The organism is Streptomyces sp. NPDC087270, from assembly GCF_044744625.1.
GTDB lineage: Bacteria > Actinomycetota > Actinomycetes > Streptomycetales > Streptomycetaceae > Actinacidiphila.
Map to the genome: position 1 here is coordinate 1 of NZ_JBIUYR010000027.1, position 23,700 is coordinate 23,700.

At 73.9% G+C, this 23,700-nt stretch carries 17 protein-coding genes and 1 pseudogene; 10 read left to right on the forward strand and 8 right to left on the reverse strand.

Going from position 1 to position 23,700, the window contains the following annotated elements:
* The first annotated feature begins 284 nt into the window (after nucleotides 1-284).
* From ACIPAE_RS36325 to ACIPAE_RS36350, 6 genes are all read left to right on the forward strand, one after another.
* A complete protein-coding gene (locus ACIPAE_RS36325) occupies nucleotides 285-740 on the forward strand; it encodes a MarR family winged helix-turn-helix transcriptional regulator (protein ID WP_328465342.1) in 456 nt (151 codons plus the stop codon).
* Between the two features lie 109 nt (nucleotides 741-849).
* Entirely contained in the window at nucleotides 850-2,253 is a 1,404-nt protein-coding gene (locus ACIPAE_RS36330; protein ID WP_329368086.1) for a glutamate decarboxylase, read from the forward strand.
* 35 nt (nucleotides 2,254-2,288) lie between these two features.
* The gene (locus tag ACIPAE_RS36335; protein ID WP_328465346.1) at nucleotides 2,289-2,504 is read left to right on the forward strand and encodes a dodecin; all 216 of its coding nucleotides are present in this window, start codon (nucleotides 2,289-2,291) and stop codon (nucleotides 2,502-2,504) included.
* 335 nt (nucleotides 2,505-2,839) lie between these two features.
* Nucleotides 2,840-3,322 carry a hypothetical protein gene (locus ACIPAE_RS36340; protein WP_329368082.1) on the forward strand — a complete coding sequence of 161 codons (483 nt, stop codon included), beginning with the start codon at nucleotides 2,840-2,842 and terminating at the stop codon, nucleotides 3,320-3,322.
* An 11-nt stretch (nucleotides 3,323-3,333) separates the two neighbouring features.
* The gene (locus tag ACIPAE_RS36345; RefSeq protein ID WP_329374204.1) at nucleotides 3,334-4,374 is read left to right on the forward strand and encodes a rod shape-determining protein; all 1,041 of its coding nucleotides are present in this window, start codon (nucleotides 3,334-3,336) and stop codon (nucleotides 4,372-4,374) included.
* 142 nt (nucleotides 4,375-4,516) lie between these two features.
* Nucleotides 4,517-4,885: a VOC family protein gene (locus ACIPAE_RS36350; protein ID WP_329368080.1), complete on the forward strand. Its 369-nt coding sequence runs from the start codon at nucleotides 4,517-4,519 to the stop codon at nucleotides 4,883-4,885.
* 210 nt (nucleotides 4,886-5,095) lie between these two features.
* Here ACIPAE_RS36350 and ACIPAE_RS36355 read toward each other — a convergent pair whose 3' ends face one another.
* Nucleotides 5,096-6,124 carry a DUF2786 domain-containing protein gene (locus tag ACIPAE_RS36355; RefSeq protein WP_402451241.1) on the reverse strand — a complete coding sequence of 343 codons (1,029 nt, stop codon included), beginning with the start codon at nucleotides 6,122-6,124 and terminating at the stop codon, nucleotides 5,096-5,098.
* Nucleotides 6,125-6,206: 82 nt separating this feature from the next.
* Nucleotides 6,207-6,728 carry a hypothetical protein gene (locus ACIPAE_RS36360; RefSeq protein ID WP_329368076.1) on the reverse strand — a complete coding sequence of 174 codons (522 nt, stop codon included), beginning with the start codon at nucleotides 6,726-6,728 and terminating at the stop codon, nucleotides 6,207-6,209.
* Nucleotides 6,729-6,989: 261 nt separating this feature from the next.
* Here ACIPAE_RS36360 and ACIPAE_RS36365 point away from each other — a divergent pair, with 261 nt between their 5' ends.
* Nucleotides 6,990-9,911: a BTAD domain-containing putative transcriptional regulator gene (locus ACIPAE_RS36365; RefSeq protein ID WP_402451244.1), complete on the forward strand. Its 2,922-nt coding sequence runs from the start codon at nucleotides 6,990-6,992 to the stop codon at nucleotides 9,909-9,911.
* 591 nt (nucleotides 9,912-10,502) lie between these two features.
* Here the strand turns inward: ACIPAE_RS36365 and ACIPAE_RS36370 are convergent.
* On the reverse strand, nucleotides 10,503-11,423 hold the full coding sequence (locus ACIPAE_RS36370) for a M56 family metallopeptidase (protein WP_329368072.1): 921 nt from the start codon (nucleotides 11,421-11,423) through the stop codon (nucleotides 10,503-10,505).
* Nucleotides 11,424-11,545: 122 nt separating this feature from the next.
* Nucleotides 11,546-11,923 (reverse strand): annotated as a pseudogene (locus ACIPAE_RS36375) (BlaI/MecI/CopY family transcriptional regulator); the annotation flags it as partial.
* Between the two features lie 117 nt (nucleotides 11,924-12,040).
* Between ACIPAE_RS36375 and ACIPAE_RS36380 the strand changes: the two are divergent.
* Entirely contained in the window at nucleotides 12,041-12,754 is a 714-nt protein-coding gene (locus ACIPAE_RS36380; protein WP_402451248.1) for a DedA family protein, read from the forward strand.
* Complete coding sequence (locus ACIPAE_RS36385; protein WP_329368065.1) at nucleotides 12,751-13,353, forward strand: phosphatase PAP2 family protein; 603 nt, start codon at nucleotides 12,751-12,753, stop codon at nucleotides 13,351-13,353. Before ACIPAE_RS36380 ends, ACIPAE_RS36385 begins: the two co-directional genes overlap by 4 nt.
* Nucleotides 13,354-13,865: 512 nt before the next feature.
* Here the strand turns inward: ACIPAE_RS36385 and ACIPAE_RS36390 are convergent.
* The 4 genes from ACIPAE_RS36390 to ACIPAE_RS36405 all read right to left on the reverse strand — a co-directional run bounded on the left by ACIPAE_RS36390 (nucleotide 13,866) and on the right by ACIPAE_RS36405 (nucleotide 22,806).
* Nucleotides 13,866-18,809, reverse strand: a complete 4,944-nt coding sequence (locus ACIPAE_RS36390; protein ID WP_402451251.1) for a DNA repair ATPase — start codon at nucleotides 18,807-18,809, stop codon at nucleotides 13,866-13,868.
* Entirely contained in the window at nucleotides 18,806-21,001 is a 2,196-nt protein-coding gene (locus ACIPAE_RS36395; protein WP_402451253.1) for an SPFH domain-containing protein, read from the reverse strand. Before ACIPAE_RS36395 ends, ACIPAE_RS36390 begins: the two co-directional genes overlap by 4 nt.
* 99 nt (nucleotides 21,002-21,100) lie before the next feature.
* Nucleotides 21,101-21,910 (reverse strand): hypothetical protein, encoded by an 810-nt coding sequence (locus ACIPAE_RS36400; RefSeq protein WP_402451255.1) that lies wholly within the window; start codon nucleotides 21,908-21,910, stop codon nucleotides 21,101-21,103.
* A 344-nt stretch (nucleotides 21,911-22,254) separates the two neighbouring features.
* Nucleotides 22,255-22,806 carry a YceI family protein gene (locus ACIPAE_RS36405; RefSeq protein WP_329368057.1) on the reverse strand — a complete coding sequence of 184 codons (552 nt, stop codon included), beginning with the start codon at nucleotides 22,804-22,806 and terminating at the stop codon, nucleotides 22,255-22,257.
* Between the two features lie 106 nt (nucleotides 22,807-22,912).
* Here ACIPAE_RS36405 and ACIPAE_RS36410 point away from each other — a divergent pair, with 106 nt between their 5' ends.
* Nucleotides 22,913-23,464, forward strand: coding sequence for a MarR family winged helix-turn-helix transcriptional regulator (locus ACIPAE_RS36410; RefSeq protein ID WP_402451258.1), 552 nt, complete (start codon nucleotides 22,913-22,915; stop codon nucleotides 23,462-23,464).
* Nucleotides 23,465-23,700: the final 236 nt, after the last annotated feature.

The following is a 23,700-nucleotide window of genomic DNA, read 5'->3' on the forward strand; positions in this document are numbered from 1 at the left end:
CCCCAACAGGGGCGCGGGGAACTGCGCGCCCCATCACAGACGGACCGACAGACAAACACGCACCGCAAGGGGCACCCACCCAGGGGCGCGGGGAAATGCGCGAGCAACCGGCCACTGGGCAGCACCCGGGGACGAAACGGCACCCCCACGGCGGGGAGCCGTAAGGACACCGCACCCTGTTGAAAGGGAGGGTCCCGGGGCGGGAAGGAGAGGGGCACCCGGGGGGGTCAGGGGCGGCCACTCCGCAGGAGGTACGTGCGGGATGCACGGGCTAAGCTGAGGGGATGACCGAATCCACCGCCGGAGAGCAGATCGCCGAGGACTTCGGGGACATCGTCCGCCGGGAATCGCGCGCCGTGGTCTACGGCGAACTCACCGCGGGCCTGGGCCCGGCCCTGGACGAGGCCACCTACCCCGTGCTGAGCGGCCTCGCCAGGGGCGGCCCCCGCAGCGCCGCCCGCCTGGGCCACGCCATCGGTCTGGACCGCTCCGTGGTCAGCCGGCACGCCGACCGGCTCCAGGGCGCGGGCCTGCTCCGGCGCGAACCCGACCCCTCCGACCGCCGCGCCAGCCTGCTCGTCCTGACCGCCGAGGGCGAGCGCGTCGTGGCCCGGATGCGCGCCCGTCTGGCCGAGCGGTTCGACGCCTACCTCGCGCACTGGCCGCCCGCCGAGGCCGAGGCGTTCGCCCGCGCCCTGCACCGCTTCACCCAGGAAGCCCTGCTTCCACGGGAGTCGTAGGGCCTGCGGGCCGCGCGGATAGCCCGTAACGTCGTGCGCGTACGGCGGTAGGACCGTACGGGCCGGACGGCCCGACCGGTCACCGCTCCGCTGCCGGGAAGGTCCCCGCATGTCGCTGCACAAAGGTTCGGGCTCCCCCCACGAGGTCTCCGTCAATCCGTTCTACCTCGGCGCCGCCGATCCGATCGGCGCCATGCAGACCGCCCCGCCCAAGCACCGCCTGCCGGACGGTCCGATGACGCCCACCGCGGCGTACCAGCTCGTGCACGACGAGCTGATGCTCGACGGCAACTCCCGGCTCAACCTCGCCACGTTCGTGACCACGTGGATGGAGCCGCAGGCCAACGTGCTGATGGCCGAGTGCGTCGACAAGAACATGATCGACAAGGACGAGTACCCGCGCACGGCCGAGCTGGAGCGGCGCTGCGTGTCGATGCTCGCCGACCTGTGGAACGCCCCCGACCCCGGCTCGGTCGTCGGCTGCTCGACCACCGGTTCCTCCGAAGCCTGCATGCTCGCCGGGATGGCGCTCAAGCGCCGCTGGTCCAAGCGCACCCCGGGCTACCCGGCCACCGCCCGGCCGAACCTGGTGATGGGTGCCAACGTCCAGGTGTGCTGGGAGAAGTTCTGCACCTTCTGGGAGGTCGAACCGCGGCTCGCGCCGATGAGCGGCGACCGGCTGCACCTGGACGCCGAGGCCGCGCTGGCGCTGTGCGACGAGAACACCATCGGCGTGGTGGCGATCCTCGGCTCCACCTTCGACGGGTCGTACGAACCGGTCGCCGAGATCTGCGCGGCCCTGGACGACTACGAGCAGCGCACCGGCACCCACATCCCGGTCCACGTGGACGGCGCCTCCGGCGGCATGATCGCGCCGTTCCTCGACCCGGACCTGGAGTGGGACTTCCGGCTGCCGCGGGTCGCCTCGATCAACACCTCCGGCCACAAGTACGGGCTGGTCTACCCCGGCGTCGGCTGGGCGCTGTGGCGCGACACCGAGGCGCTGCCGGAGGAGCTGGTCTTCCGGGTGAACTACCTCGGCGGCGACATGCCCACCTTCGCGCTGAACTTCTCCCGCCCGGGCGCCCAAGTGGTCGCGCAGTACTACTCTTTCCTGCGGCTGGGCCACGACGGCTACCGCGCGGTGCAGCAGTCCAGCCGGGACGTGGCCACCACCGTCGCGAAGCGCTTCGAGTCGCTGGACGACTTCCGGCTCATCACCAGGGGCGACCAGCTCCCGGTGTTCGCGGTCACCACCACGCCGGAGGTGACGGCGTACGACGTGTTCGACGTCTCGCGGCGGCTGCGCGAACGCGGCTGGCTGGTCCCCGCGTACACCTACCCGGCGAACCGGCAGGACCTGGCGGTGCTGCGGGTGGTGTGCCGCAACGGCTTCTCCGAGGACCTGGCCGACCTGCTGATGGACGACGTGGCCTCGCTGCTGCCCGAACTGCGCCGCCAGGCGCACCCGTTGAACCGCCCCGAGTCGGTGGCCACCGCGTTCCACCACTGAGCGGGGCCGCTCCCCCACACGAAAGGGACATCGTCATGGCTGACCACACGTACCGCGTCACGGAGATCGTCGGCACCTCGACCGAGGGCGTCGACGCCGCCGTCCGCAACGGCGTCCGGCGCGCCTCGCGCACCCTGCGCGGTCTGGACTGGTTCGAGATCACCCAGGTGCGCGGGCACATCGTCGACGGCGAGATCGACCACTACCAGGTCGGCCTGAAGGTGGGCTTCCGCCTGGAGGACGCGGAGTAGCCCGGCGGATCGTTTCCCCCGCCCGTCTCCCCGGCCGTCTCCCCACCTGTCTCGGCGCACGTCTCCGCGCCCGTATCCGTATCCGCCTCCGGGCCCCCTCCGTATCCGCCTCCGCGCCGATTTCCCTCGCGCCCCCGTACCGCGCCGCGTTGCGCCGTACGGGGGCGTTTGCCCGTACGGCCGCTGCCCGTTCGGCGCAACATCTCTCGCCAAGACCGACAATCCGGCAAATCCTTTTGTCATGAAGGCAGGTTTTCGCCCGGTTCGTGCGGTTGGGCCGCATACTCGGCCGGGTGGGCCCGCCGTGGACGCCGACGCATTCTCGGGAGCCCGCCATGAGCCAATCCACCGCAGCCACCCCGCCTCCCGGATCGAACCCGCCAGGCTCCACCGGCGGCCGCGACCCCCGCGACGACTCGCGCAGCGCCTGGGCGGCCGGCGGCGCCGTCTTCGCCGGGCTGATGCTGATGATCAACGGCGTGCTGGCGATCCTCGAAGGAATCGTCGGCATCGCCAAGGACTCCGTCTACGTGCGCACCCGCGGCGACTACGTCTACAAGTTCGACGTGACCGCGTGGGGCTGGATTCACCTGGTCCTGGGCGTCATCGCCCTGCTGGTCGGCTACTTCCTGCTGCGGGGCCTGGCGTGGGCACGGTTCATCGGCATCTTCATCGCCGGCCTGAACCTGATCGCGAACTTCATGTTCCTGCCCTACCAGCCGATCTGGGCGATCATCATGATCGCGATCGACACGTTCGTGATCTGGGCGCTGGCCACCTACCACCCGCGGAAGCTGCCGTACGGGAGCGCGCTGTGAACCCCAACGTGCTGTCCCCCAGCCTCGACCAACTGCGGCGCTGCACCATCGCGGTGGACATCGGCGCCGCCCGCACCCGGGTCCACCTGCGCGGCAGCGGCCTCGTGGTCGACGAGCCGAGCGTCGCCGCGGTGGACATCCGCACCGGGGCGCTGATCGCCGTCGGCAGGCAGGCGGAGACGATGTCCGGCCGCACCCCCGACCACATCCGGGTGGCCCGCCCGGTGGCCGGCGGCGCGGTCGTCGACATCGAGATGGCCCAGCGGATGCTGCGGCACGTCCTCGGCGACAAGCTCGGCCGGCGCTGGCTGCGGCTGCGCGGCACCCCCGTGATGCGCGCGGCGGTGTGCATGCCGCACGGCAGCGCCCCGATCGCCCGCCGCGCCGCCGTCGAGACGATGTACGGGCTCGGCGCGCGCCGGGTGGAGATGGTGGACACGCTGATCTCCGCGGCGGTCGGCTGCGGGCTGCCCGTGGAGCACCCCGAGGCCACGATGATCGTGGTGTGCGGGGCGGGGACGACCCAGGTCGCGGTGCTCTCGCTCGGCTCCATCGTGGCCGCGGAGACCGTACCGGTCGGCGGCGACGCGATCGACCGGGCGGTGGTGGACCACCTGCGCAGCAACCACGCGCTGATGCTGCCGAGCCAGGCGGTGCGGCCGCTGCACAAGGTGCTCGGCACGGCCGAGTCCGGCGGCACCACCACCACCGAGGTCTACGGGCGGGACGTGGCCAGCGGGCTGGCCCGCTCGGTCCTGGTCGAGACCGAGGTGGTGCGCAGCGCGATGCGCACCCCGCTCAACGCGGTGCTCGACGCCATCACGAACGTGTTGCGCCGCTGCGCCCCCGACCTCGTCTCCGACCTGGCCGACCGCGGGATCATGCTGGCCGGCGGCAGCGCGCACATGCCCGGGCTCGACCTGATGCTCCGCGAGGCCACGAACATGCCGGTGAACGTGGCGCCCAACCCCGACACGGTCGCCGTCCGCGGGCTCGGCGCGATGATCGAGGGGAAGGTCAGGCCGATGGTGCTCAGCCCGCTCACCGCGTGAGGCGGCCGGCTCGACCCACGGGCGGCCCCGGAGCTCTCGGCTCCGGGGCCGCCCGCATGTTCCGGGCCTGCCCGCGCGTTCCTGGCCTGCCCGCATGTTCCGGGTACGCCCGCGCGTTCCGGGGCCGTGGAGAATGCGGGGCATGCTGAGAATCGGTTCGGTGGTGATGGGCGTCGGCGACGTGGCGCGGGCGTCGGCGTTCTGGATGCGAGCGCTGGACTACGTGCCGCGGGAGGAGCCGGAGGACGACTGGGTCGTGCTGGTGCCCGCCGCCGGGAGTGGGCCGCAGCTGTCGCTGGGGCTGAGCGAGACCCCGGTGCAGGAGTACCCCCGGGTGCACCTGGACCTGTACGCGGGGGACGCGGCCGACCAGGCCGCGGAGGTGGAGCGGCTGCTGGCACTGGGCGCGCGGCGGGTGGACTGGCACGACTATCCCGAGGACGCCGACTTCGTGGTGCTCGCGGACACCGAGGGAAACCGCTTCTGCGTGATCGACACCGGCCAGGGCTGAGGCACGATCACGCCGGCTGACGGCCGCCGGCTCCTAGGCCGTGTTTTGGAAGTAGCGCCGTCCGCCCAAAGGGCGGGGCCCGTGGCGTCTGGTGCGTGCGATCGCAAGGCGGAGGGTTGTCCTCGTAGTGGGCCTACTCGGACAAGCCCGACAACGAAGCGAGCGTGCGTGCCAGGCGCCACGGGCCAGGCGGGACTTCCAAAACACGGCCTACCCGTCGCGGAGTCGGGCGCGGTCGGCGGCGGTACGGCCGTGCCGCCAGCCGTCCGGGTCGCGGCCCTTGAGCCGGGTGGCGGTGGTCCGGGGGAACAGGCGCCGCGTGGTGTCGCGCACGGCGAGGTCGCGGGCGGCCAGGGCCGGCAGCAGTGCGGGGCCGGCCTCGCGGGCGGCCTCGGCGACCTCCGCGTCGGTGGCGGCGGTGAGGCGTTCCCTGACCCGGGCGGCGTACGCGATCAGGAAGGACTCGCGGAAGTCGCGGGAGCGGGAGGAGCGGCCGCGGTGCAGGGCGCGGTCGGCCTGCACCAGGAGCGAGGTGAACATCACCTCGACCGCTTCCAGGTCCGCGGGGTGCCCGACGACCGTGGCGAAGCCGAATTCCGAGGACCAGACGGACTCGCAGCGGTTGGCGGCGGCCACCGCGTCCAGGAGGAGCGCTTTCGCGCCTTCGTAGGGACGGTCCACGCCGATCCTGCGGGCGGCGGGTGCGTCGGGGCCGCCGCCGTGCGCGGCGGCCAGCGCGGCCGCGTCGATGCTGTGCCGGGCCATCAGGTGCTGGGCCTTCGCCGACAGCGCTTCGGCCTCCTCCGGGAAGCCGGTGGACTCCGCTTTCGCCAGCAGGGCGCGGATACGGGCGAGGGCCTTGCCGCCGGGCCCTCCTCCCCCCGGGTGGGGCGGCGGGGGGACGGTCAGGGCGGTGATCGGGGGGAGGGTGGCGTACAGGCGCAGCAGTTCGACGACGAGGAGGGCCGCCGAGAAGCGGTCCAGGCGTTCCCCGGCGACGAACTCGGCGATCCGCTGCCGCGGCCCGGGCCGCGCCGCGAGGGCCTCGGCCAGCCGGTGGTGGTCGGCGCCCAGCTCACGCCCGGCCATCCGTACCAGGTCCGCGTCCTGCCACCCCCGCGCCGCCGCTTCCCGTAGGACCCGCGCGTACGCGTCCGCCGCGACGGCCGCCCACTGCTCCCCCGCCCCCGCGAGCTGCGAAGCCGCGACCTCCGCTTCCCCCGTACCGAGCCACTCCATCCCCCCATCCTGCCGCACCGCCCGCCGCGGGCCGGCCGCCCACGGGTTCGGGCCGGCGGCCGGGCCGGCGGGGCATCGCCCGTCAGACGTCCTGGCAGTTCGCGTGGGCACCTTGGGGGCTGCCGTCCGCGTACTTCCAGCCCGTCACGGCGTAGCAGTCCGCGATGTGGCTGCCGGTCCAGTAGTAGAAGCTGGTGGAGGCGTCGAAGATCTCCTCATCGGGCTGCTCGACCGATACCGAGCCCGCGTCCCAGTACAAGTCCCCGCTGGGCAGGACGCTGTTCTTCAGCCGCGGTCCGCTGGGCACCCGGTCGGCGATCTGAATCCAGTTGTCCGTGTACGGGTCGGTCGAGGTGACCTCGCTCGACGCCTTCGAGCTGTCGAAGTGAAGCTCCGCGTAGGCGGTCTTGTTGCACTGGTCGAACCCCTGGTAGAACACGCCGATGTGCTGGTTGTCGGCGACCAGGTTCAAGACCGTGCCGACCGACCGCAGGCAGTCGGTGGCGCTCGCCGATCCGGCCGCCAGCACCGGCAGCGAGCATCCGGCCAGCACGGCGGTGGCGGTCAGGGCGAGGACTTTGGAACGCTTCTGCGTCGTCTTCATCGCTCCTCCTGGAGCATGGCAGCAGTCCGCCACCGGCACGAACCCGGGGCGTGGCCTGCTGGTCAGGTGGTCAGGTGCGGTCGGGTCGCTTCCTCAGCCCTCGCCATCGAGCGTCGCGCCGGGGTGGCGCGGTGGTGTCGGGCCCTTCTGCGGCGACCGTATGGACACTCGTCCGCCGGCCGTCCTAGATTCGTCCTAGTGCCAGGTCGGACGGGGGTTCGGCGCTGATCGTGAAGTGCCGGGGGGGACATGAGATTCGGCGTGCTGGGTCCGTTACACGCCCAGATCACCGGGCGCGAGGTCCGACTCGACGGACCGCGGCAGGCCAAGATGCTGGCCGCGCTTCTGATCGACGCGAACGACCTCGTCGCCATGGAGCGGCTCGTTGCCGTGATGTGGGACGAGAAGGTGCCCGCCACCGCGGTCCGCCAGGTCCAGGACGCTCTGTCCGGGCTGCGCCGCAACCTCGCCGCGTGCGGAGCGCCCCGCTCCCTGATCAGCACGCGGCGCGGCGGCTACCAGATCCACCTGGACCCGGACCAGCTCGACCTCCTGGAGTTCGACCACGAGCGGAACCTCGCCCCGCGGTACGGCGCTCCGATCGAGACGGCCGCCGGGCTGCGGCGCGCGCTGGCCTGCTGGCGCGGCAACGCCCTGACCGGCATCGCGAGCCGGGTCCTCCAGTCGGACGCGGTCCGCCTGAACGAGAAGCGCGCGGCCACGCACAAACGGTGTCTGGGTGTCGAACTCGACCTGGGGCGGCATCGTGAGGTCATCGAGGAGCTGGCCGCCCTGCTGCGCGAGCACCGCTATGACGAGCAGGTCGCCGAACACCTGATGGTCGCCCTCTACCGGTGCCGGCGCCAGGGCGAAGCGCTGGAGGTGTACGAGCGGCTGCGCCGGACGCTCGCGGACGAACTCGGCGTCGACCCCTCCCCGCCGCTCCAGGCGCTGCACCGGCGCATCCTCGTGGCCGATCCCGCGCTGGCGGCCGCTGTCCCGGCGAGCGGTCCCCCGGACGACCGGCCGGAAGAGCCCGGCGCCGCCGCCACCGGAGCGGTCATGGCGATGCCGGTGCGCCAGCTTCCGCTCGACCTGCCCGACTTCGTGGGACGGGCCGACGCGCTGGCAGAGGTGGCCCGGTTACTCGGCGGGTCGGCGCCGGACCGGTCCCCGGTGGCCGTCGTCGTGGGCGGTCCCGGTGTCGGCAAGTCCTGCCTGGCGACGCACGCCGCGCGGCTGGCGAGCGCCTCCTTTCCCGACGGGCAGCTGTACCTCGACCTCGCCGGGACATCGGACGAGCCGCGGGACCCGGCACTGATGCTGGCCGAGGCGCTGCGCGCGTTGGGGGTCACCGGCAGCGCGATCCCGAACGGGGTGTCCGAACGGGCCGCGCTCTTCCGCTCGTTGCTGGCGGGCCACCGGATGCTCGTGGTGCTGGACGACGCCGGGCACGCCGACCAGGTGCTGCCGCTGCTGCCGGGGGCCGACGGCTGTGCCGTGCTGATCACCAGCCGCACCCTGTTGACGCACCTTCCCGGCGCCCGGCACGTCGACCTGGACGTGCTGAGCCCGGCGGAGGCCCGGGAGCTGTTCACCGGCATCGTCGGGCGGCGGCGGATCGATCGGGAACCGGCGGAGGCCGACGCGATACTCGACTGCTGCGGCAACCTGCCGCTGGCGATCCGGATCGCCGGTGCCAAGCTCGCCGGCCGCCCGGCCTGGTCGCTGCGGGTGTTGCGGGAACGGATCGAGGACGAGTCCCGGCGGCTGGCCGAGCTGAGGATCGGGGACCTCAGCGTGCGGGCCAGCGTCGAACTGAGCTTGCGGCTGCTGCCCGCCGACGCGGTGCGCGCGCTGAGCCTGCTGGGTCTGCTCGGCGCCCAGACCCTGCCCGGCTGGGTGGTCGGCCCGCTGCTGGACCGCCCGGACGCCGACGAGGTGCTGGACGCCCTCGTCGACGCCAGCCTGGTGCGGCTCACCACCACCGACGCCCTCGGCCAGCCGCGCTACCGGTTGCACGACCTGATCAGGACCTGTGCCGTGGAGGCGGCCACCCGGTTGCCGGCGGCGGACAAGCGCGACGCGATGGTCCGGGTGCTGTCCACCTGGCTCGACCTGGCCGGGCGCGGCACCGCCCGGCTGCCGGCCGGGCTGCTGGTCGGCGAGCCCGGTTCCGCGCCGCGCCGGTCGCTGCCCGACGCGGTCGTGGCCCGGTTGACGGCCGACCCGGTCGGCTGGTTCGACGCCGAACGCGCCACCCTGCTCGGCGCGGTGAAACTGGCCGTGGACTGGAAACTGGACGAGCTGGCCTGGGAACTGACCGCCGGCACGGTGACCTACTACGACCACCGGTGCCTGTACCAGGACTGGGAGCACGGGCACCGGCTCGCCCTGGGCGCGGCCGAGACCGCCGGCAACGCACGCGGCGCATCGGTGCTGCTGCGCGGCCTTGGCCAACTGCACATCTATCAGGACGACTTCGACGAGGCGACCGGTGCCCTGGAGTCCGCCGTCAGGTTGTGCAAGGACGGCGGCGACAGGCGCGGCGAGGCACTATCGCTGGCCATGCTGAGCACGGTCAGCCGGGTGCGGGGCCGTTACGGCGAAGGCGCCGACCGTGTCGAGCACGCGCTGGCCATCGCGGTCAGTGAGGGCGACCGGCACCTCGAAGCGCAGCTGTCCGGTTCGATGGCCGTGATGCGGCTCATGCACGGTGACCTCGACGAGGCCGAGTCCTGGTTCGGCCGGGCCCTGCGCCAGGCCAGGGCGCTCGACGACGGGCACCGGGTCGCGGTCGTGCTGCGGCGGTTCAGCCGGCTGCACGACCGGCGTGGCGATCCGGACGAGGCGCTGCGCTGCCTGCGGCAGGCGCTGGCCACCTTCGAGGACATGGCCGACGAGCGATGCGCCGCGTACACGCTGCTGGAAGTCGGCCGCGTGTACGCCGGCCGGCACGACCGGGGCCGGGCGGGCCCGGCGCTGGAACGCGCGGCCGAACTCTTCCACCGGCACGGCGACCGCCACGACGAAGCCGCCTGCTGGCAACTGATCGGCGACCTGGACGCCGCCGCCGGCGCCCACGACCTCGCACGCCGGTACCAGGAACGGGCGCTGCGGTTATGGCAGACCATCGGTGACATGCGCCGGGCGAAGGCCCCGGCGCCACCGTCGTCACCGTGACGTGAGCGACGTCACGCCCCCGAGGGTCTGCGGGGTGACGCCGCCTCGGGCCGGCGGCCTCGGGCCTTGCCGCAGCCGCGGGCCTTGCCGCAGCCGTGGCAGCGCGTGGCCGCAGGCGCGCGCCGGGGTGCGGCGCGCCGGCGTGCGACTGGCCGGAGCCGGGTTCGGCACCCCTGGCGGCAGGCGCGCGGGGGTGCGACTAGCCGGAACCGGGTTCGACGCCCCTGACCGTAGACGCACCCGGCGTGCGACTGGCCGGAACCGGGTTCGGCACCCCTGGCCGGAGGCGGGCCGGGGCGCTCTTGGCCGGAGCCGGGCTCGACGCCCCTGACCGTAGACGCACCCGGCGTGCGACTGGCCGGAGGCAGGTTCGACGCTCCTGGCGGCAGGCAGGCCGGGGCGCTCTTGGCCGGAGCCGGGCTCGACGCCCCTGACCGTAGACGCACCCGGCGTGCGACTGGCCGGAGGCAAGTTCGACGCTCCTGGCGGCAGGCAGGCCGGGGCGCTCTTGGCCGTAGGCGGGTTCGGCGCCCCTGGCCGGAGGCGGGCCGGGGCGCTCGGGGGGAATCGGCCGGGTTTCTCCGTAGGAGGTCAGCGGGGCTCGCCCTGGGCCACCTCGATGTTGCCGTGGAGTTCGTAGGCGGCGTGGAGGGCGCAGCCGGCGGAGAGCGCGAGGGCGCCGGCGAGAAGAGCGGCGACCGCGCGGGGCGCACGGGCGGCCCGGGGGGAGAGGAGCGCGGAGACCCGCCGGGGCACGGGCCCGGTGGTGGCGGAGAGGGCGGCGTAGGGCCGCGGCAGGGCCCGCCCGGCAAGGGCCGCGTGCCCGATCGCGAGAGCGGCGACCCGACGGTCCCCGACGGCCTCGGCGGCGGCCTCGTCCGCGGCCCGCTCCAGCGCGTAGGACAGCGGCACCCGCAACAGCCGGAGCGCGGGATGGCAGGCACAGGCGAGCGCGAGTACCGCGAGGAAGAGGTGGTGCCGCCCGGCGAGGTGGGCCCGCTCGTGGGCGAGGAGCGCCTCCCGCTCGGCCGGGTCGAGCGCCCGCAGCATCCCCGAGGTGACGACGATCCGCCCGGGCTGCCCGAACCGCCCGGGAAGGGCGTACGCATCGGGCCGCGGGTCACTGAGCACCGTGAGGTCGCCCGCGGCCGTACCGGAGTCGTCCGCGCCGCGCCGGGCGCGGTCCGCGAGCAGGACGTGGCGCCGTACCGCCCGGACGAGCGCCACCGCGACGACGGCGAGCAGCCCGGCGGCCACGCAGGCGGCCGGCACGGTGACCTGGTCGCCGACCACGGGCAGCACGAGGTGGCCGAGCGCGGCCACCGGCGGCAGCCGCAGCGCGCCCGCCCCGGCGAGCAGCCCGAGCGCGGCGGTGCTGCACATCGCGAGCAGGGCCGCGGACACGGCCAGCAGCCACGCGGCGGTGCGCGGCGGCAGCGCGTCGGCGAGCCGGCGGGCGGCGGGCGCGGCGAGCAGCGGCAGCAGCAGGGGCAGCCAGACGGAGAAGTTCACCGGACCTCCTCGTCCCCCATGCGATCCCCCGCGTGGGAGCCGTTTCCGTGGACGCTTTCGCGACCGTTTCCGGTTCCGGCTCCGGTTCCGTGGCCGTGGCCGTCCCCGGCCGCGGCGGGCGCCTCGCCGGCCTGCGCCAGCAGCTCGCGCAGCACCTTCTCGTCGTCGGGCCCGAGCCCGGAGACGAACCGGGCCAGTACGGTGCCGCGGTCGTCGCTCGCGGACTTGTCCAGCTCGCTGCGCATCCGGCGGGCGGCGAGCCCCGGGGAGTCCTGGACCGGCAGGTAGGCGTAGCCGCGGCCGGAGCGGGCGCGGCTGACGGAGCCCTTCTCGTACAGCCGGGCCAGGATCGTGGTGACGGTGGTGCGCGCCAGGGCGGTGCCGAGTTCGCGCTGCACGTCAGCGGGGGTGAGTGGGCGGCCGCCGGCCGCCCACAGCGCGGCCAGGACGCTCGCCTCCAGCTCGCCCGACGGGCGGCGGCCCGCGCTCGGCTCCGGCATGGCTCGATCGCCCCTTCCGCCTCATTCGTCTACAGTGCTGTAGACCGTCTACATCACTGTAGTCGGTAGGGGTCGCCGCAGGCGCCCCCTGAACCATTATGGGAGGGCTCCACCGCCATGCCTCTGCCCGTGCCCGTACTCGTCGCCCATGCGGCGGCCGAACCGGCCGCGCACCTCGCCTTGAACCCGCTCAGCGCCAACTCCGTGCTCGCCTCTTTCGGCGCCCTCGGCATCGCGGTCGTGCTCTTCGCCGAAACCGGCCTGCTGGTCGGCTTCTTCCTGCCCGGCGACTCCCTGCTCTTCACCGCGGGGCTGCTGTGCGCGCCGGGCGCCTCGGGCGCGGTGCACCTCACGCTCTGGCAGGTGCTGATCGCCGCGCTCGCCGGTGCGCTGCTGGGCGCCCAAACGGGTTACGTGCTCGGCCGCAGAGCCGGTCCCGCGCTGCTGGCCAGGTCCCGGGGCCGGCGGCTGCACGAGGGCGCGGCGCGCGCGACCGACCTGCTTGCCCGGTACGGACACGCCAGGGCCGTGGTGCTGGCCCGTTTCGTCCCGGTGGTGCGCACCGTGCTCAACCCGCTGGCCGGGGCGCTGGCGGTGCCCGTCCGCACCTTCACGCTGTGGCAGGCGGTCGGCGGCGCGGTCTGGACGGTCGGGCTCGTGCTGGCCGGCTACGGGCTCGGCTCGTCCGTGCCGAACGTCGATCACTATCTGCTGCCGATCGTCGCGGTCGTGGTCGTCGTGTCGCTGGTGCCGCTCGCGGTGGAACTGCGGCGCGGGCGGCGTGAGCGGGCGCGCGGGCGCCACGCCGTCGTCCCTCCGGAGGGGTCATGAACGCCGGGTTCGACGCGGGCCTCTACCGCTGGGTCGTGCGTCTCTCGCAGCACACGCCCGGTCCGCTCGACAGCGTGGTGCGGCTCTTCAGCGATTACGGGGTGGGCGTGTTCGCGGTCCTCATGCTCTGGGCGTGGTGGCGGGCGCGGGGTGGGGGCGACCGGGCGCGGATGGCAGCGGTGCTGGCGGTGCCGGTGGTCGTGGTCCTCGCCTTCCTCGCGAACGACATCGTCAAGTCGATCTTCACCGAGCAACGGCCTTGCCAGACGCTGCATGTCGCTCCCACGGTCGAGGCGTGCCCTGCTCTCGGGGACTGGTCCTTCCCCAGCAATCATTCGGCGATCGCGGCGGCTTCGGCGGTGGCCCTTCTTCTCGCCGACCGGCGACTCGGGCGGATCGCGGTCCCGTTCGCCCTTCTTCTCGGGGCGTCCCGGGTGTGGATCGGCGTGCACTACCCCCATGACGTCCTGGCGGGGTTCGTACTGGGCGGGGTCGTGGCGTGGCTCCTCATGCTCGCGGTCCGTCGACTCGGTGTACGGCTCCCCACCGTCGGGGTTCCGATCCGTCCCCGCGGGCCCCTGCGGGGTGGCCGCCCCTGACCCCCCCGGGTGCCCCCGTCCTGTCGGCCCAGGGACCACCCGCCGGTGGTGGGCGGTCGCGCCCCCCTGCGGGGTGGCTGCCTCGCCCTCCTCTGACGGCCCGCTCTGGCTGGTCGCGCAGTTCCCCGCGCCCCTGGGGGTGCTCGCCCGCCGTCCCACAGTGCCCCGGCACCGTGGCTGGTCGCGCAGTTCCCCGCGCCCCTGGGGGTGCTTGCCCGCCGTCTCACAGTGCCCCGGCACCGTGGCTGGTGGCGCAGTTCCCCGCGCCCCTGGGGGTGGTTGTTCGCCGTCCCACAGTGCCCCGGCACCGTGGCTGGTGGCGCAGTTCCCCGCGCCCCTGGGTATGTGCGGCTGCTCCGCAGCGCGCAGGCACCCGTACCGGGCAGGGGGGGAACGGACACCCGACAACGGCGAGCAACCCCCAACAGGGGCGCGGGGAACTGCGCGACCAGCCACCCACCGGCCCGCGGACGAGGGCGAGGCGGCCACCCCGCAGGGGCACGCAGGGGCACTCAGGGCGAGGTGTAGGGGGATTTGAGGTGGGTCCAGCGGGCGGATTGGGTGGGGGTGAGGGTGCCTCGGAGGGCTGCCAGTTTGAGGAGAGCCGCCTCGGCGCCGTGCGCGAGGGTCTGGGCCTCGGCCCGGTAGTGGTCGGTGACGGCGGCGTCGAGCTCCGCGGAGTTCATGGTCGCGGTGATCCTCCCGGCGAGCCGGTTCATGTTGCGGTAGGACCCCTGTAGGAGGAACGGCGGCTCGGTGCGGGACGCGTCGTCCCGCCCCGCGGAGTCGATGTACGCCGCGTTGACGGTGAGCAGGACGTCCCGAGCCCGCAGCAAGTGCCGCAGCACCGCGAGGATCTCCGCCCGCTCGGCATCGGAGTAGGGGTGCGCCAGGTCCGCCGCGCGGGCGGTCGGATCGTCGGCGGCGAGCCGTACCAGCAGATCGAGGTCGGCCCGGTCGCGCCCGGCCAGCGGGGCGAGCACCGGGTTCGCGGTGAGCGCGTTCTCCACGTAGCTGAAGGCGAACAGGTCCTCCCGCCCGGTCAGCACATCCCCGAGGTTCCACACGTCGGCGCGGTTGGCGAGCATGTCGGGCACCCGGAAGAGCGCGCCGGACTCGGTGTATGGGTTGCCCGCCATGCACACCGCGAACCGCTTGCCGCGCAGGTCGTACGCACCCGCCGGGCCCTCGATCCGGCGCTGCGCGTCGCACAGCGGGATGAACTTCTGCAGGAACTCCGCCGAGGCGTGCTGGATGTCGTCGAGGTAGAGCAGCACGTTGGAGCCCATCTCCAGGGCGAGCCGCACCTTCTCCAGCTCGCGCCGGGCGGCGGCGTCGGGGGCGCGTTCGGGGTCGAGCGAGGTGGTGCCGCTGCCGAGGGCGGGCCCGGAGACGCCGACCAGTGCCAGGCCGAGGCTGCTCGCCACGTACTCCACCAGCGAGGTCTTGCCGTATCCGGGTGGGGACATGAGCATCAGCAGGCCGCCGGCCGGGCCGAACTGCTTGTCCAGGCTGTCGCCGACCAGCGGCAGGTACACCTCGTCCAGCAGCCGGTTGCGGACGAAGCCGGCCGGGGGGCGGGCCCGGTAGCCGTCGAGCGCGAGCCGGTCCCGCTCGGCGGCGACCACGGCCGTACGGTGCCGCTGGTACGCGCGGTACGCCGGCACCTCCTCGGCGGTGAACCTCCTTACCCGGGTGAGGAGTTCGTCCACCCGCAGGGTCATGGCGCCGTCCACGGCCCTGGGGTGCGCCGCGAGCAGCCCGCGCACCGTCACCTCGACCTCGGCGTCCACTTCGTACCGTACGGCCCCGGCGCCGCAGACCAGTCCGGCCGCGGCCTCCACCAGGTCGCCGACACCTGGGCCTTCGGCTCCGTCCGCACCGTCCGCACTGTCGGCGCCGTCGGCTTCGCCGGCGAACGGGCCGAGCCAGGCCCGGGCGAGCTGCCAGCGCGCGCCCAGACCGGCGTCCGACTCCCCGCCCAGCGCGTCGAGATCGGCGCTGAACTCCTTGTACGGCACCGCGTCCGGGCCGCCCAGCGCTTCGGTCAGCCGGGCCACGATCGTGCGGGCGCCGGGGCCGACCGCGAAACCGGCCTGCTCGGCGGCGAGTTCGGCGACCAGGTACTCCCCCAGCAGCAAGGCGTCGGTCGCCGAGTCCGGGGCCGGGCGGACCGGTTCCGGCAGGCCGGCGGCGAGCAGGAAGTCCCGTGCGGCGGCGCCGAGTTCGGTGGCAAGAGCGTCCAGCGCCCGCCCGGCGCCGGCCCCGCCGAACGTGGTCCGCGCCCGGCTGAGCGAGCGGGCCCGCGCCGTCCACGCGGCGCGTTCGGCGGGCCGGCTGCCGTAGGTCCAGAAGAGCAGGGCGCCCGCCCGGGTGCCGGCGGAGTACCGCAACAGCCCGGCGTGCGCGGCACGTTCGGCGAGCGCCGTGAGGAGCAGCACCGCGTCGTGGTCGTGCACCCCCCGCTCGTACCCTTCCGACGCGCGCTCGGCGACGGCCGCCCGTACCCTCGCGGGCACGTCGCCGGTGGCCGGGGCGCCCGAGGCGAGCTGGTCAAGCAGCAGCCCGCCGGCGAGGAACTCCGCCCGGGACAGCCGCGGGGACTCCGAGACCAGCGGCCGGGACCAGAAGGCGCGGGTGGCCGCGAAGGCGGGGTCGTCCACCGGGGCGAGGTAGTCGGTGCCGGTGAGGGTGAAGGCGAGGCCGTCGGCGTGCGGGACGAGCGCGAGGTCGAGGGGCTGGGTGTTGACCGCGAAGCGGTGCCGGCCCAGCCGGATCGCGGCGCCGCCGTCCTCGTACAGGTCGAGCCGGTCGCGCAGGGCGCCGATGGCGGCCTGGCGGGCGGCGGCCAGCGCGGAGCCGAGTTCCGCGGCCCGCGCGGGGTCGCCGAGCGTGCGCAACTCCTCGGCGATCCTGCGGTGTTCGGCGGCGAGCGGGTCCGAGGCGAAGTAGGTGTGGATCGCGTCGGCGGAGCCGAGGGTGGCCGCGCGGCGCCGGATGCCGTCCAGCAGCCGGGCCGCGCTGGCAGTCAACCGCTGGGCGCGCTGGGCGCGTTCGTCGGCGAGCGCCTGCTTGCGGGCGGCGAAGGTCTCCCGCACCTCCTCGCGGCGGGCGTCGAGCGCCGTGAGCCGTTCCTCGTCGGCGGCGAACCGGGTGGCGAGGTTCTCGATCTGCACCAGCAGGCGGCCGAGTTGCTCCTCGCACGCCTCGGGGGTGCCGGCCGCGTCGAGGGCCGCGCCGATGCTCTGGGCGAGCAGCGCGCTCTGCGCGGCGAACTCCGCGCCGGTCTCGGCGGCGAGCAACTCCCTTCTGCGGGAGGCGAGTACGGCCCTGGCGTGGTTGACCGCACCGAGCACGTCGGCGGCGGTGGCCAGGATGCGGGTGCGGACGGTCGCGTCGGTGATCTCCAGGGTGCCCGCGGTCTCGGTGACGGTGGCCAGGCCCGCCGCCTGCTCGTCGAGGGCCGCGGCCAGCGGCGCGGTGTCGGCGGCGGTGGCGGCCCGCGGGACCCGCGCGGCCACGTCGGCGACCCGCTGCCGGTAGCCGTCGAAGGCGGCCTCGTCGGCGAAGTGCGCGGCGGCGCGGGCCGCGGCCTCGGCCAGTTCCCTGGCCAGCAGCGCGTCCAGGGCGTCCAGCCGGGCCGGGTCGGCCTGCCGCATCTCCCGCAGCGTCGCCAACCGGCCCTGCACGCCGCGTAGTTCGGTGAGGCGGGTGACCCACTCGTCCGCGGACGCGGCGGCCTCGCCGCGTACCCGGCGGCCGAGCGCGGTGATCCGCGCCTCCGCCTCGTCGGCCGCCGCGGCGGCCCGCGCGGCCGACTCCCGGACCCGGGCGTACTCGGCGAGCACCTGGCGGGCGGTGTCGCGCACCTCGGTCAGCGGTCCGGCCAGGTCCTGCGCGGCCGGGTCGGCGAGCCAGTGGTGGCGGTCCAGAACGCGCTCGGCGGCGGCGGTCAGCGCCTCGTAGACGGCCGCGGCGGGCTCGGGCTCCAGGGCGGCGCGGGCCACCGACAGCGCGTCGGAGACCGCCCGGACCAGGTCGGGGTTGCCGATCCGGGCCAGCGGGCTGTCGCCGACCGGGCGGGCGGCGGCGTAGGTGTCGGACAGGAAGGGGGTGTGCCAGCGCTGGAGGGTGTGCACGCGGCCGGGCTCGCCGCCCTCGGCGGGCCGCAGCGTGATCAGGGTGCCGTCCTCGTACAGCGCGCTGCCCTGGACGTGCAGCGGGGCGGCGGCCTCCTTGCGGATGAGGTTGTACGGCAGCAGCAGCCGGTGGCCGTCGGCGGGGGCGTGGAAGACGTACAGCACGTCCTCGCCGTTGGCCGAGCGCACCGCGCGCTCGAACTCCAGCCGGGTGGCGGCCGCTTCACCGGCGGCGGGCGGCGTACCGGGGTCACCGGCTGGTTCGGCCCGGCCGGCGAGGTCGGCCAGGTCGAAGGTGCGGGTGCCGCCGGTGGCCAGGACGTAGCCGCCGGGGAAGACCACGCCCTGGTCGTCGGGCAGCCGCAGGCAGACCTGGCCGAGCGCGTCGATCCGCTCGATCTGCTCGGTGCGGGTGTTGACCGCGAAGTGCCGGTCGGCGGACTCCCGGTAGGGGCGTACCCGCAGCAGCACCAGCGGCCCGGCGCCGGCGAGCGCGACGTCGGCGTCGGCCAGCGACTGGAGGGCGTCGTCGACGGGCTCCTCGTGGACGGCGCCGCCGGTGCGCAGGGTGAGGGCGCCGCCGGTGGTGTCGAGGGTGAGGGTGCCGCCGTCGGGCGCGGTGAGCGCGATGTGCGGGCGGCGGCCGGGGACGTACGCCTCCCGGCCGACCGCGCTCCACCGCACCGTCTCCGGCGGCTCGGCGGGCTCCTCGCGAGCCGTGCCCTCGTAGGCGCAGCGGCCGTCGCGGCCGATCCGCCAGCCCAGCGCCTTCACGTCGTCGGGGCCGGCGCCGGTGCGGAAGACCGCCAGCACCCGGCCCTCCCAGACCCGCACCCGCACCACCCGGGTCTGCCGGTAGTACCGGTACAGCTCGTGGAAGTCGCGGACGAAGCCGGGGTCGTCCAGCAGCCCGGCCGGGCCGGTGTCCGGCGCGGTGGACGCGGCCGTATCGGCGCCGGCCGCACCGGCGCCCGTCCCGTCGCCGTCCAGGTCGTCGGCGCGGCGCACCCGGAACACGTCGGCGACGTCCTCGACGTCGGCCGGGTTCGCGGCGAACAGCAGGTAGGGCCCGACCGGGGCGATGTCGGCGGGCAGCGCCGGGCGGGCGGTGCGCAACCGCTCGGCGCCCGCCAGCCGCAGCTCCGTGGAGCCGAAGACCTCCTGCCGGGCCGCGTTGAGCGCCTCGGCCCGGCGGGCCAACTCCCTTGCCGTGCCGGACAACCGGGTGCGCAGCACCTGGTAGGCGTCGCCGGCCGGCCCGGCCGCTTCCGGTCCGGGGCCGGGGCCGGTGTCCGCCGTGGAGACCTGCTCGCTCACTTCTTCGCCAGTCCGTTCGCCTGCGCGCCGCCGGCCGCGCCCGAGGTGCCGTTCACCGCGGCCCCGGCGGCGACGGGTACCGCGGTGCCGGCGGCGTCGGACCCGGAAGCGCCCGAACCGACGGCGCCCGCGCCCGCGACCCCCGCCAGGGCGGTGTCGGCGATCCCCATCGCCCGTGCCTGGTCCAGCAGTTGCTGCAACCCGCCGGCCTGCGGGCCGCCGCTCGCGATCAGCCGGTTCAGCAGGCCGGCCACGCTCATACCGCCCATCCCCCCGCCGAGCGAGGACAGCACCCGGGTGGCGTCCTGCGTGAACCGCTCCGACCCGTCCAGCCAGGGCGCCGCCACCGCCTGGACCGTCTGGGAGTTGGCGACGAAGGAGTCCACCGAGCGGGCCGCGCTGACCGCGCCGAGCAGCCGGTCGAAGAAGACGTCGTCACCGCCGACGATGCTGATGTCCGCCTTCTCCAGCCCGGTGGCCAGGACGGTCGCCTGCGCCTCGGCGATCTGCCGCTGCGTGTCGAGCCCGGCCAGCCGGACGTCCTTCTCCGCGGCCAGCCGCAGCCGGTACTCCTCGTGCCCGCGCGAGGCGTCGTCGAGCGCCGCCATCGCCGCGGCCTTCTCGGTCAGCCCGGCCGCCTCCGCCTTCAGCCGCTCGCCGATCATCGCGGCGTCCGCGGTCGCCTGCGCGGCCGTACCCTCCGCCTGGGCAAGGGACTTGGCGCGGGCACCCTCCGCCTCGGCCTTGAGCCGGGCGGTGGTCGCCTCGGCCTCGGCCGCGCCGACCTTGGTGATCGCGGCCGCGCTGCGCTCGCGCACCTCGACCTCGGCCAGCCCCTGGGCCGCCGCCTCCGCGCGCAGCCCTTCGGCCAGCCGCACCTTGGCGTCCGCGTCCAGGTCCGCGGCGCGCTTGCGGGCCTCGGCCAGCGTCAGCGACTCGCGGGCCTTGTGCTGGGCGGCCTGCTCGGCGGCCTCGGCGGCCTTGATGTCCTTGACCAGCCGCTCCTGCGCCTGCGCCTCCGCGGTGATGATCAGCGCCTGCCGCTCCCGCTCGGCCTCCTGCACCATCCGGAGCTGCTTGATCGACTCCTCCTGCTCGGCGACCGTACGGTCCACCGCGATCCGCTCGCGCACCACGTCGGCGACGTCCCGGCGCTCGCCCTCGACCTCCTTCTCCTTGGAGATCCTGGCCAGTTCGGTCTCGCGCTCGCGGGCGATGACCTCCAGCACCCGGTCCTTCTCGATCCGCTCGTTCTCCACCGCGATGACCCGCTCGCGGTTCTTCTGCGCGACGGCGACCTCGCGGGCCTGGTTCTCCCGCTGCACCCCGAGTTGCTCCTCGGTGCGCAGGAACGCGCCCTGGGCGCTGAGGCGTTCCTCCTCCTGGACCTTGGCGGTGACCGCCTCCTCCTTGGCCCGCAGCGTGTCGACCTCGCGGCGCTGCTTGATCTCGGCCTCGGACTGGCGGCGTTCCAGCTCCAGGATGGTCTCCCGGGCCTCGACGTTCTGCCGGGTGATCTCCTTCTGCTCGGTGCGCTGGAACTCGTTGGTGCGCACGTGCTCGATCGCGGTCAGCTCGGTGATCTTCCGGATGCCCTGCGCGTCCAGGATGTTGGCCGGGTCGAGCTGGGTGAGCGGGGTCTGCTCCAGGAAGTCGATCGCGCAGTCCTCGAGGTGGTAGCCGTTGAGGTCGGTGCCGATCACCTGGATGATCTGGTCGCGGAAGTGCTCGCGGTGGGTGTAGAGGTCGACGAAGTCGAGTTGCTTGCCGACCGTCTTCAGCGCCTCGGAGAACTTCGCGGCGAAGAGCTTCTGCAACGTGTCCTGGTGGCTGGCGCGTTCGGTGCCGATCGCCTGCGCCACCTTGATCACGTCCTCCTTGGTCTTGTTGACCCGGACGAAGAACGTCAGATGGATGTCGGCGCGGATGTTGTCCTGGCAGATCAGGCCCTCGCGGCCGGTGCGCTGGATCTCGATGGTCTTCACCGAGATGTCCATCAACTCGGCGCTGTGCAGCACCGGGAGCACGACGGTGCCGGTGAAGGTCACGTCCACGTGCTTGGACTTGGAGACGATCAGCGCATGGCCCTGGGAGACCTTCCTGAACAGCTTCGTGACGGTGACGACCACGCCCAGGGCGATGAGCAGGAGGACGGCGACGAGCACGCCGATCCCGATGACGGTGGCATCCATGACGTACCAACCTCGATGCGGTGAAGCGGATATGAGTGGGTGTCAGATGTGCGGCGGGACATGGCGCGCCGCGGTCAGGACAGGACGGGACAGGTCGAGTCAGGTCAGGGACCGGGCACCCGGCGGCGGCGGTCCGGCGGCCGGGTCCTCGTAGGGTGCGGCCCAGAAGAACTCGCCCTGCGGGTCGTAGTCGTAGAGCAGCGCGCTGCTGCCGGCCGCGAGGGGGCCGCCGGTATCCTCTTCCGGCCGCCTGACCTGGACGATCGCGGTGGAGCCGTCGGGCGCGGTCACCTCGGCCTGGCCGAACCGGCTGGTGACGGTGCCGGTGCGGACCACGCAGATCCGGCCCACGAAGTCCGCGCGGGAGGGCGGCAGTTCGTACGGGAACAGGCGGCGCAGCGGCCGTACCAGGACCCAGGTGAGCAGCCAGGCGCCGACCAGCGCGGCGGCGATCAGGGCGACGTCGGCGACGGCGCGGCCGGGCCCGTGCAGCCCGGCGCCGTTCAGTGCCGCCGAGCCGGCCAGGCTCAGGAACCAGCCGAGCGCGATGAGCAGCGAGAACACCACGGTGACGGGTACGCCGTCGAGCCCTGCGGCGGCCAGCAGGCCGGAGTCGGCCGAGTGGTCGCCGTCGTCGTGGGCGCCGTCGTGGGCGCCGCCGTCGTGGCCGTGGCCGGTGTGGCCGTGGCCGGTGTGGCCGTGGCCCGCGAGCCCGTCGCCGGAGGCCGGGGCCGCTCCATGGGACCCCCCGTGTCCCATGGAGTGGCCGCCGTCGGCGCCGTGGTGGCCCGGGCCGTGCGAGTCGGCAGCGCCGACCAGCACCAGGCCCCAGAAGCCGACCACGACCACCAGCGCCCCCCCGAACAGGACGGTCGGAAAGCCGAGGCACACATCGACGAACTCCCCCATGCCGGGTGCGCCTCCCCCCTCTGCCGTTCCGTCCTGCCGGACAGATCGTGGCAGCGCGCGGGCGGGTACGGCATTTCCGCATCCCGGCAGACTTGGCGGCCTTCAGATGTCCTGGTCCACCTGCAACCGAAACGCGACGGCCGTCGTAGGCGCCGGATCAAGCGCCCACAACGGCCGTCGTCAGAAGGTGGAACCTGGGTGGAACGAGGGTGAATCGGGGTGGACCAAGGATGGATCGAGGGTGGATCGAGGCTGGTCCGGCGGCGGGCCCGGTGGTGAAGTAGGCCCGGTTCAGCGGCTGTTGCCCGGAACGATCAGCAACGGCCGGCCGGATCAGGGGTGCCTCAGGCCTCGACCTTCGCGGCCTCGATCTCCAGGGCGATCCGGATCTTGTCGCCGACCGCGGCACCGGCGGCGCCGCCGGTCACCCCGAAGTCGCCACGGCTGATCTCGGTGGCCGCGGAGAAACCGGCGACCGCGTTGCCGTCGAAGCCGGCGCCGAAGCCGTTCAGCTCCAGGGCGAGGGTGACGGGCTTGGTCACACCGCGCAGCGTCAGGTTGCCGTCGACCTCGAAGACCTCGGAGGACTTGGCCCGGATGCCGGTGGTGGTGAACGTCAGCTCGGGGAACTGCTCGACGTGGAGGAAGTCCTCGCCGCGCACGTGGGCGTCGCGGCCCTCGTTGTTGGTGCTCACCGAGTCCGTCCTGATCACGGCCTCGACCGTGGACTCCAGCGGGTTCTCGGCGGTGACGATGGTGCCCTCGAAGGCCGCGAAGTGACCGCGGACCTTCGAGACACCGAGGTGGCGGACGTAGAACGACACGTCCGAGTGCACAGTGTCGATCTTCCAGGTGCCGGCGACGTAGCCGTCGATCACTTCGGTCTGCGTGCTCATGGGGAGGGCTCCTCGAAACGGAACTGGGATGTATGCGAGATCATTGAGCTTTCACCGACCATACTGCTCTGGTGTTGAAAGTTCAACCACACGTATGCTGGATCGTATGGACGACGTGCGCTGGCTGACCGAAGAGGAGCAGGAGGTCTGGCGGGCCTACATGACGTCGAGCGTGGAGTTCTCCGCGTATGTCGATCGTCAGTTGCGCCGGGACTCCGGCATGCCCATGGCCTACTACGAGATTCTGGTCCGGCTCTCGGAGTCGCCGGGGCGGTGCCTTCGGATGAGCGAGCTGGCGGACGCGTCTCTCTCCTCGCGCAGCCGTCTCTCGCATGCTGTCTCCGCGCTGGAGAAGAACGGCTGGGTGCGTCGGCGCCCGGCTGACGGGGACCGCCGCGGGTGGGTCTGCGAGCTGACTCCAGCCGGCTTCGACGCCCTCGCCGCTGCCGCGCCCGGGCATGTCACCGCGGTGCGCGAGCACCTCTTCGACGTCCTCACGCCCGAGCAGCTCGATGCTCTGCGCGGGATCGGGCGCGCGATCAGTGCGGGGTTGCGCACGGAGTGCGATTCCGTGCGGGAGGAGGAGGCCGAGGCGGAAGCGGAAGCGTGCGAAGCCGCTGGCCGCGGCGGGGCTGACCCGGACGGCTGCCCGGGCTGAGCCTGCCCCGGTGGGTGCCTGCCCTTTCCGGTCGTCGTCCACCTTGCGGTGCGTGGGTGGCTGGTCGCCGCTTCGGCTTCCCCCTGCGGGGTGGCTGCCTCGTCCTCGTCCGCGGGCCGGTGGTGGGTTGCTCGCGCAGTTCCCCGCGCCCCTGGGTGGGTGCCCCTTCCGGTCGGTCGTTCACCTTGCGGTGCGTGGGTGGCTTGTCGCGCAGTTCCCCGCGCCCCTGTTGGGGG

Coding starts and splice junctions, on each gene's coding strand:
- ACIPAE_RS36325 (WP_328465342.1), top strand. CDS start 285: ATGACCGAATCCACCGCCGGAGAGCAGATCGCCGAGGACTTCGGGGAC.
- ACIPAE_RS36330 (WP_329368086.1), top strand. CDS start 850: ATGTCGCTGCACAAAGGTTCGGGCTCCCCCCACGAGGTCTCCGTCAAT.
- ACIPAE_RS36335 (WP_328465346.1), top strand. CDS start 2,289: ATGGCTGACCACACGTACCGCGTCACGGAGATCGTCGGCACCTCGACC.
- ACIPAE_RS36340 (WP_329368082.1), top strand. CDS start 2,840: ATGAGCCAATCCACCGCAGCCACCCCGCCTCCCGGATCGAACCCGCCA.
- ACIPAE_RS36350 (WP_329368080.1), top strand. CDS start 4,517: ATGCTGAGAATCGGTTCGGTGGTGATGGGCGTCGGCGACGTGGCGCGG.
- ACIPAE_RS36355 (WP_402451241.1), bottom strand. CDS start 6,124: ATGGAGTGGCTCGGTACGGGGGAAGCGGAGGTCGCGGCTTCGCAGCTC.
- ACIPAE_RS36360 (WP_329368076.1), bottom strand. CDS start 6,728: ATGAAGACGACGCAGAAGCGTTCCAAAGTCCTCGCCCTGACCGCCACC.
- ACIPAE_RS36380 (WP_402451248.1), top strand. CDS start 12,041: ATGCCTCTGCCCGTGCCCGTACTCGTCGCCCATGCGGCGGCCGAACCG.
- ACIPAE_RS36385 (WP_329368065.1), top strand. CDS start 12,751: ATGAACGCCGGGTTCGACGCGGGCCTCTACCGCTGGGTCGTGCGTCTC.
- ACIPAE_RS36395 (WP_402451253.1), bottom strand. CDS start 21,001: ATGGATGCCACCGTCATCGGGATCGGCGTGCTCGTCGCCGTCCTCCTG.
- ACIPAE_RS36400 (WP_402451255.1), bottom strand. CDS start 21,910: ATGGGGGAGTTCGTCGATGTGTGCCTCGGCTTTCCGACCGTCCTGTTC.
- ACIPAE_RS36405 (WP_329368057.1), bottom strand. CDS start 22,806: ATGAGCACGCAGACCGAAGTGATCGACGGCTACGTCGCCGGCACCTGG.
- ACIPAE_RS36410 (WP_402451258.1), top strand. CDS start 22,913: ATGGACGACGTGCGCTGGCTGACCGAAGAGGAGCAGGAGGTCTGGCGG.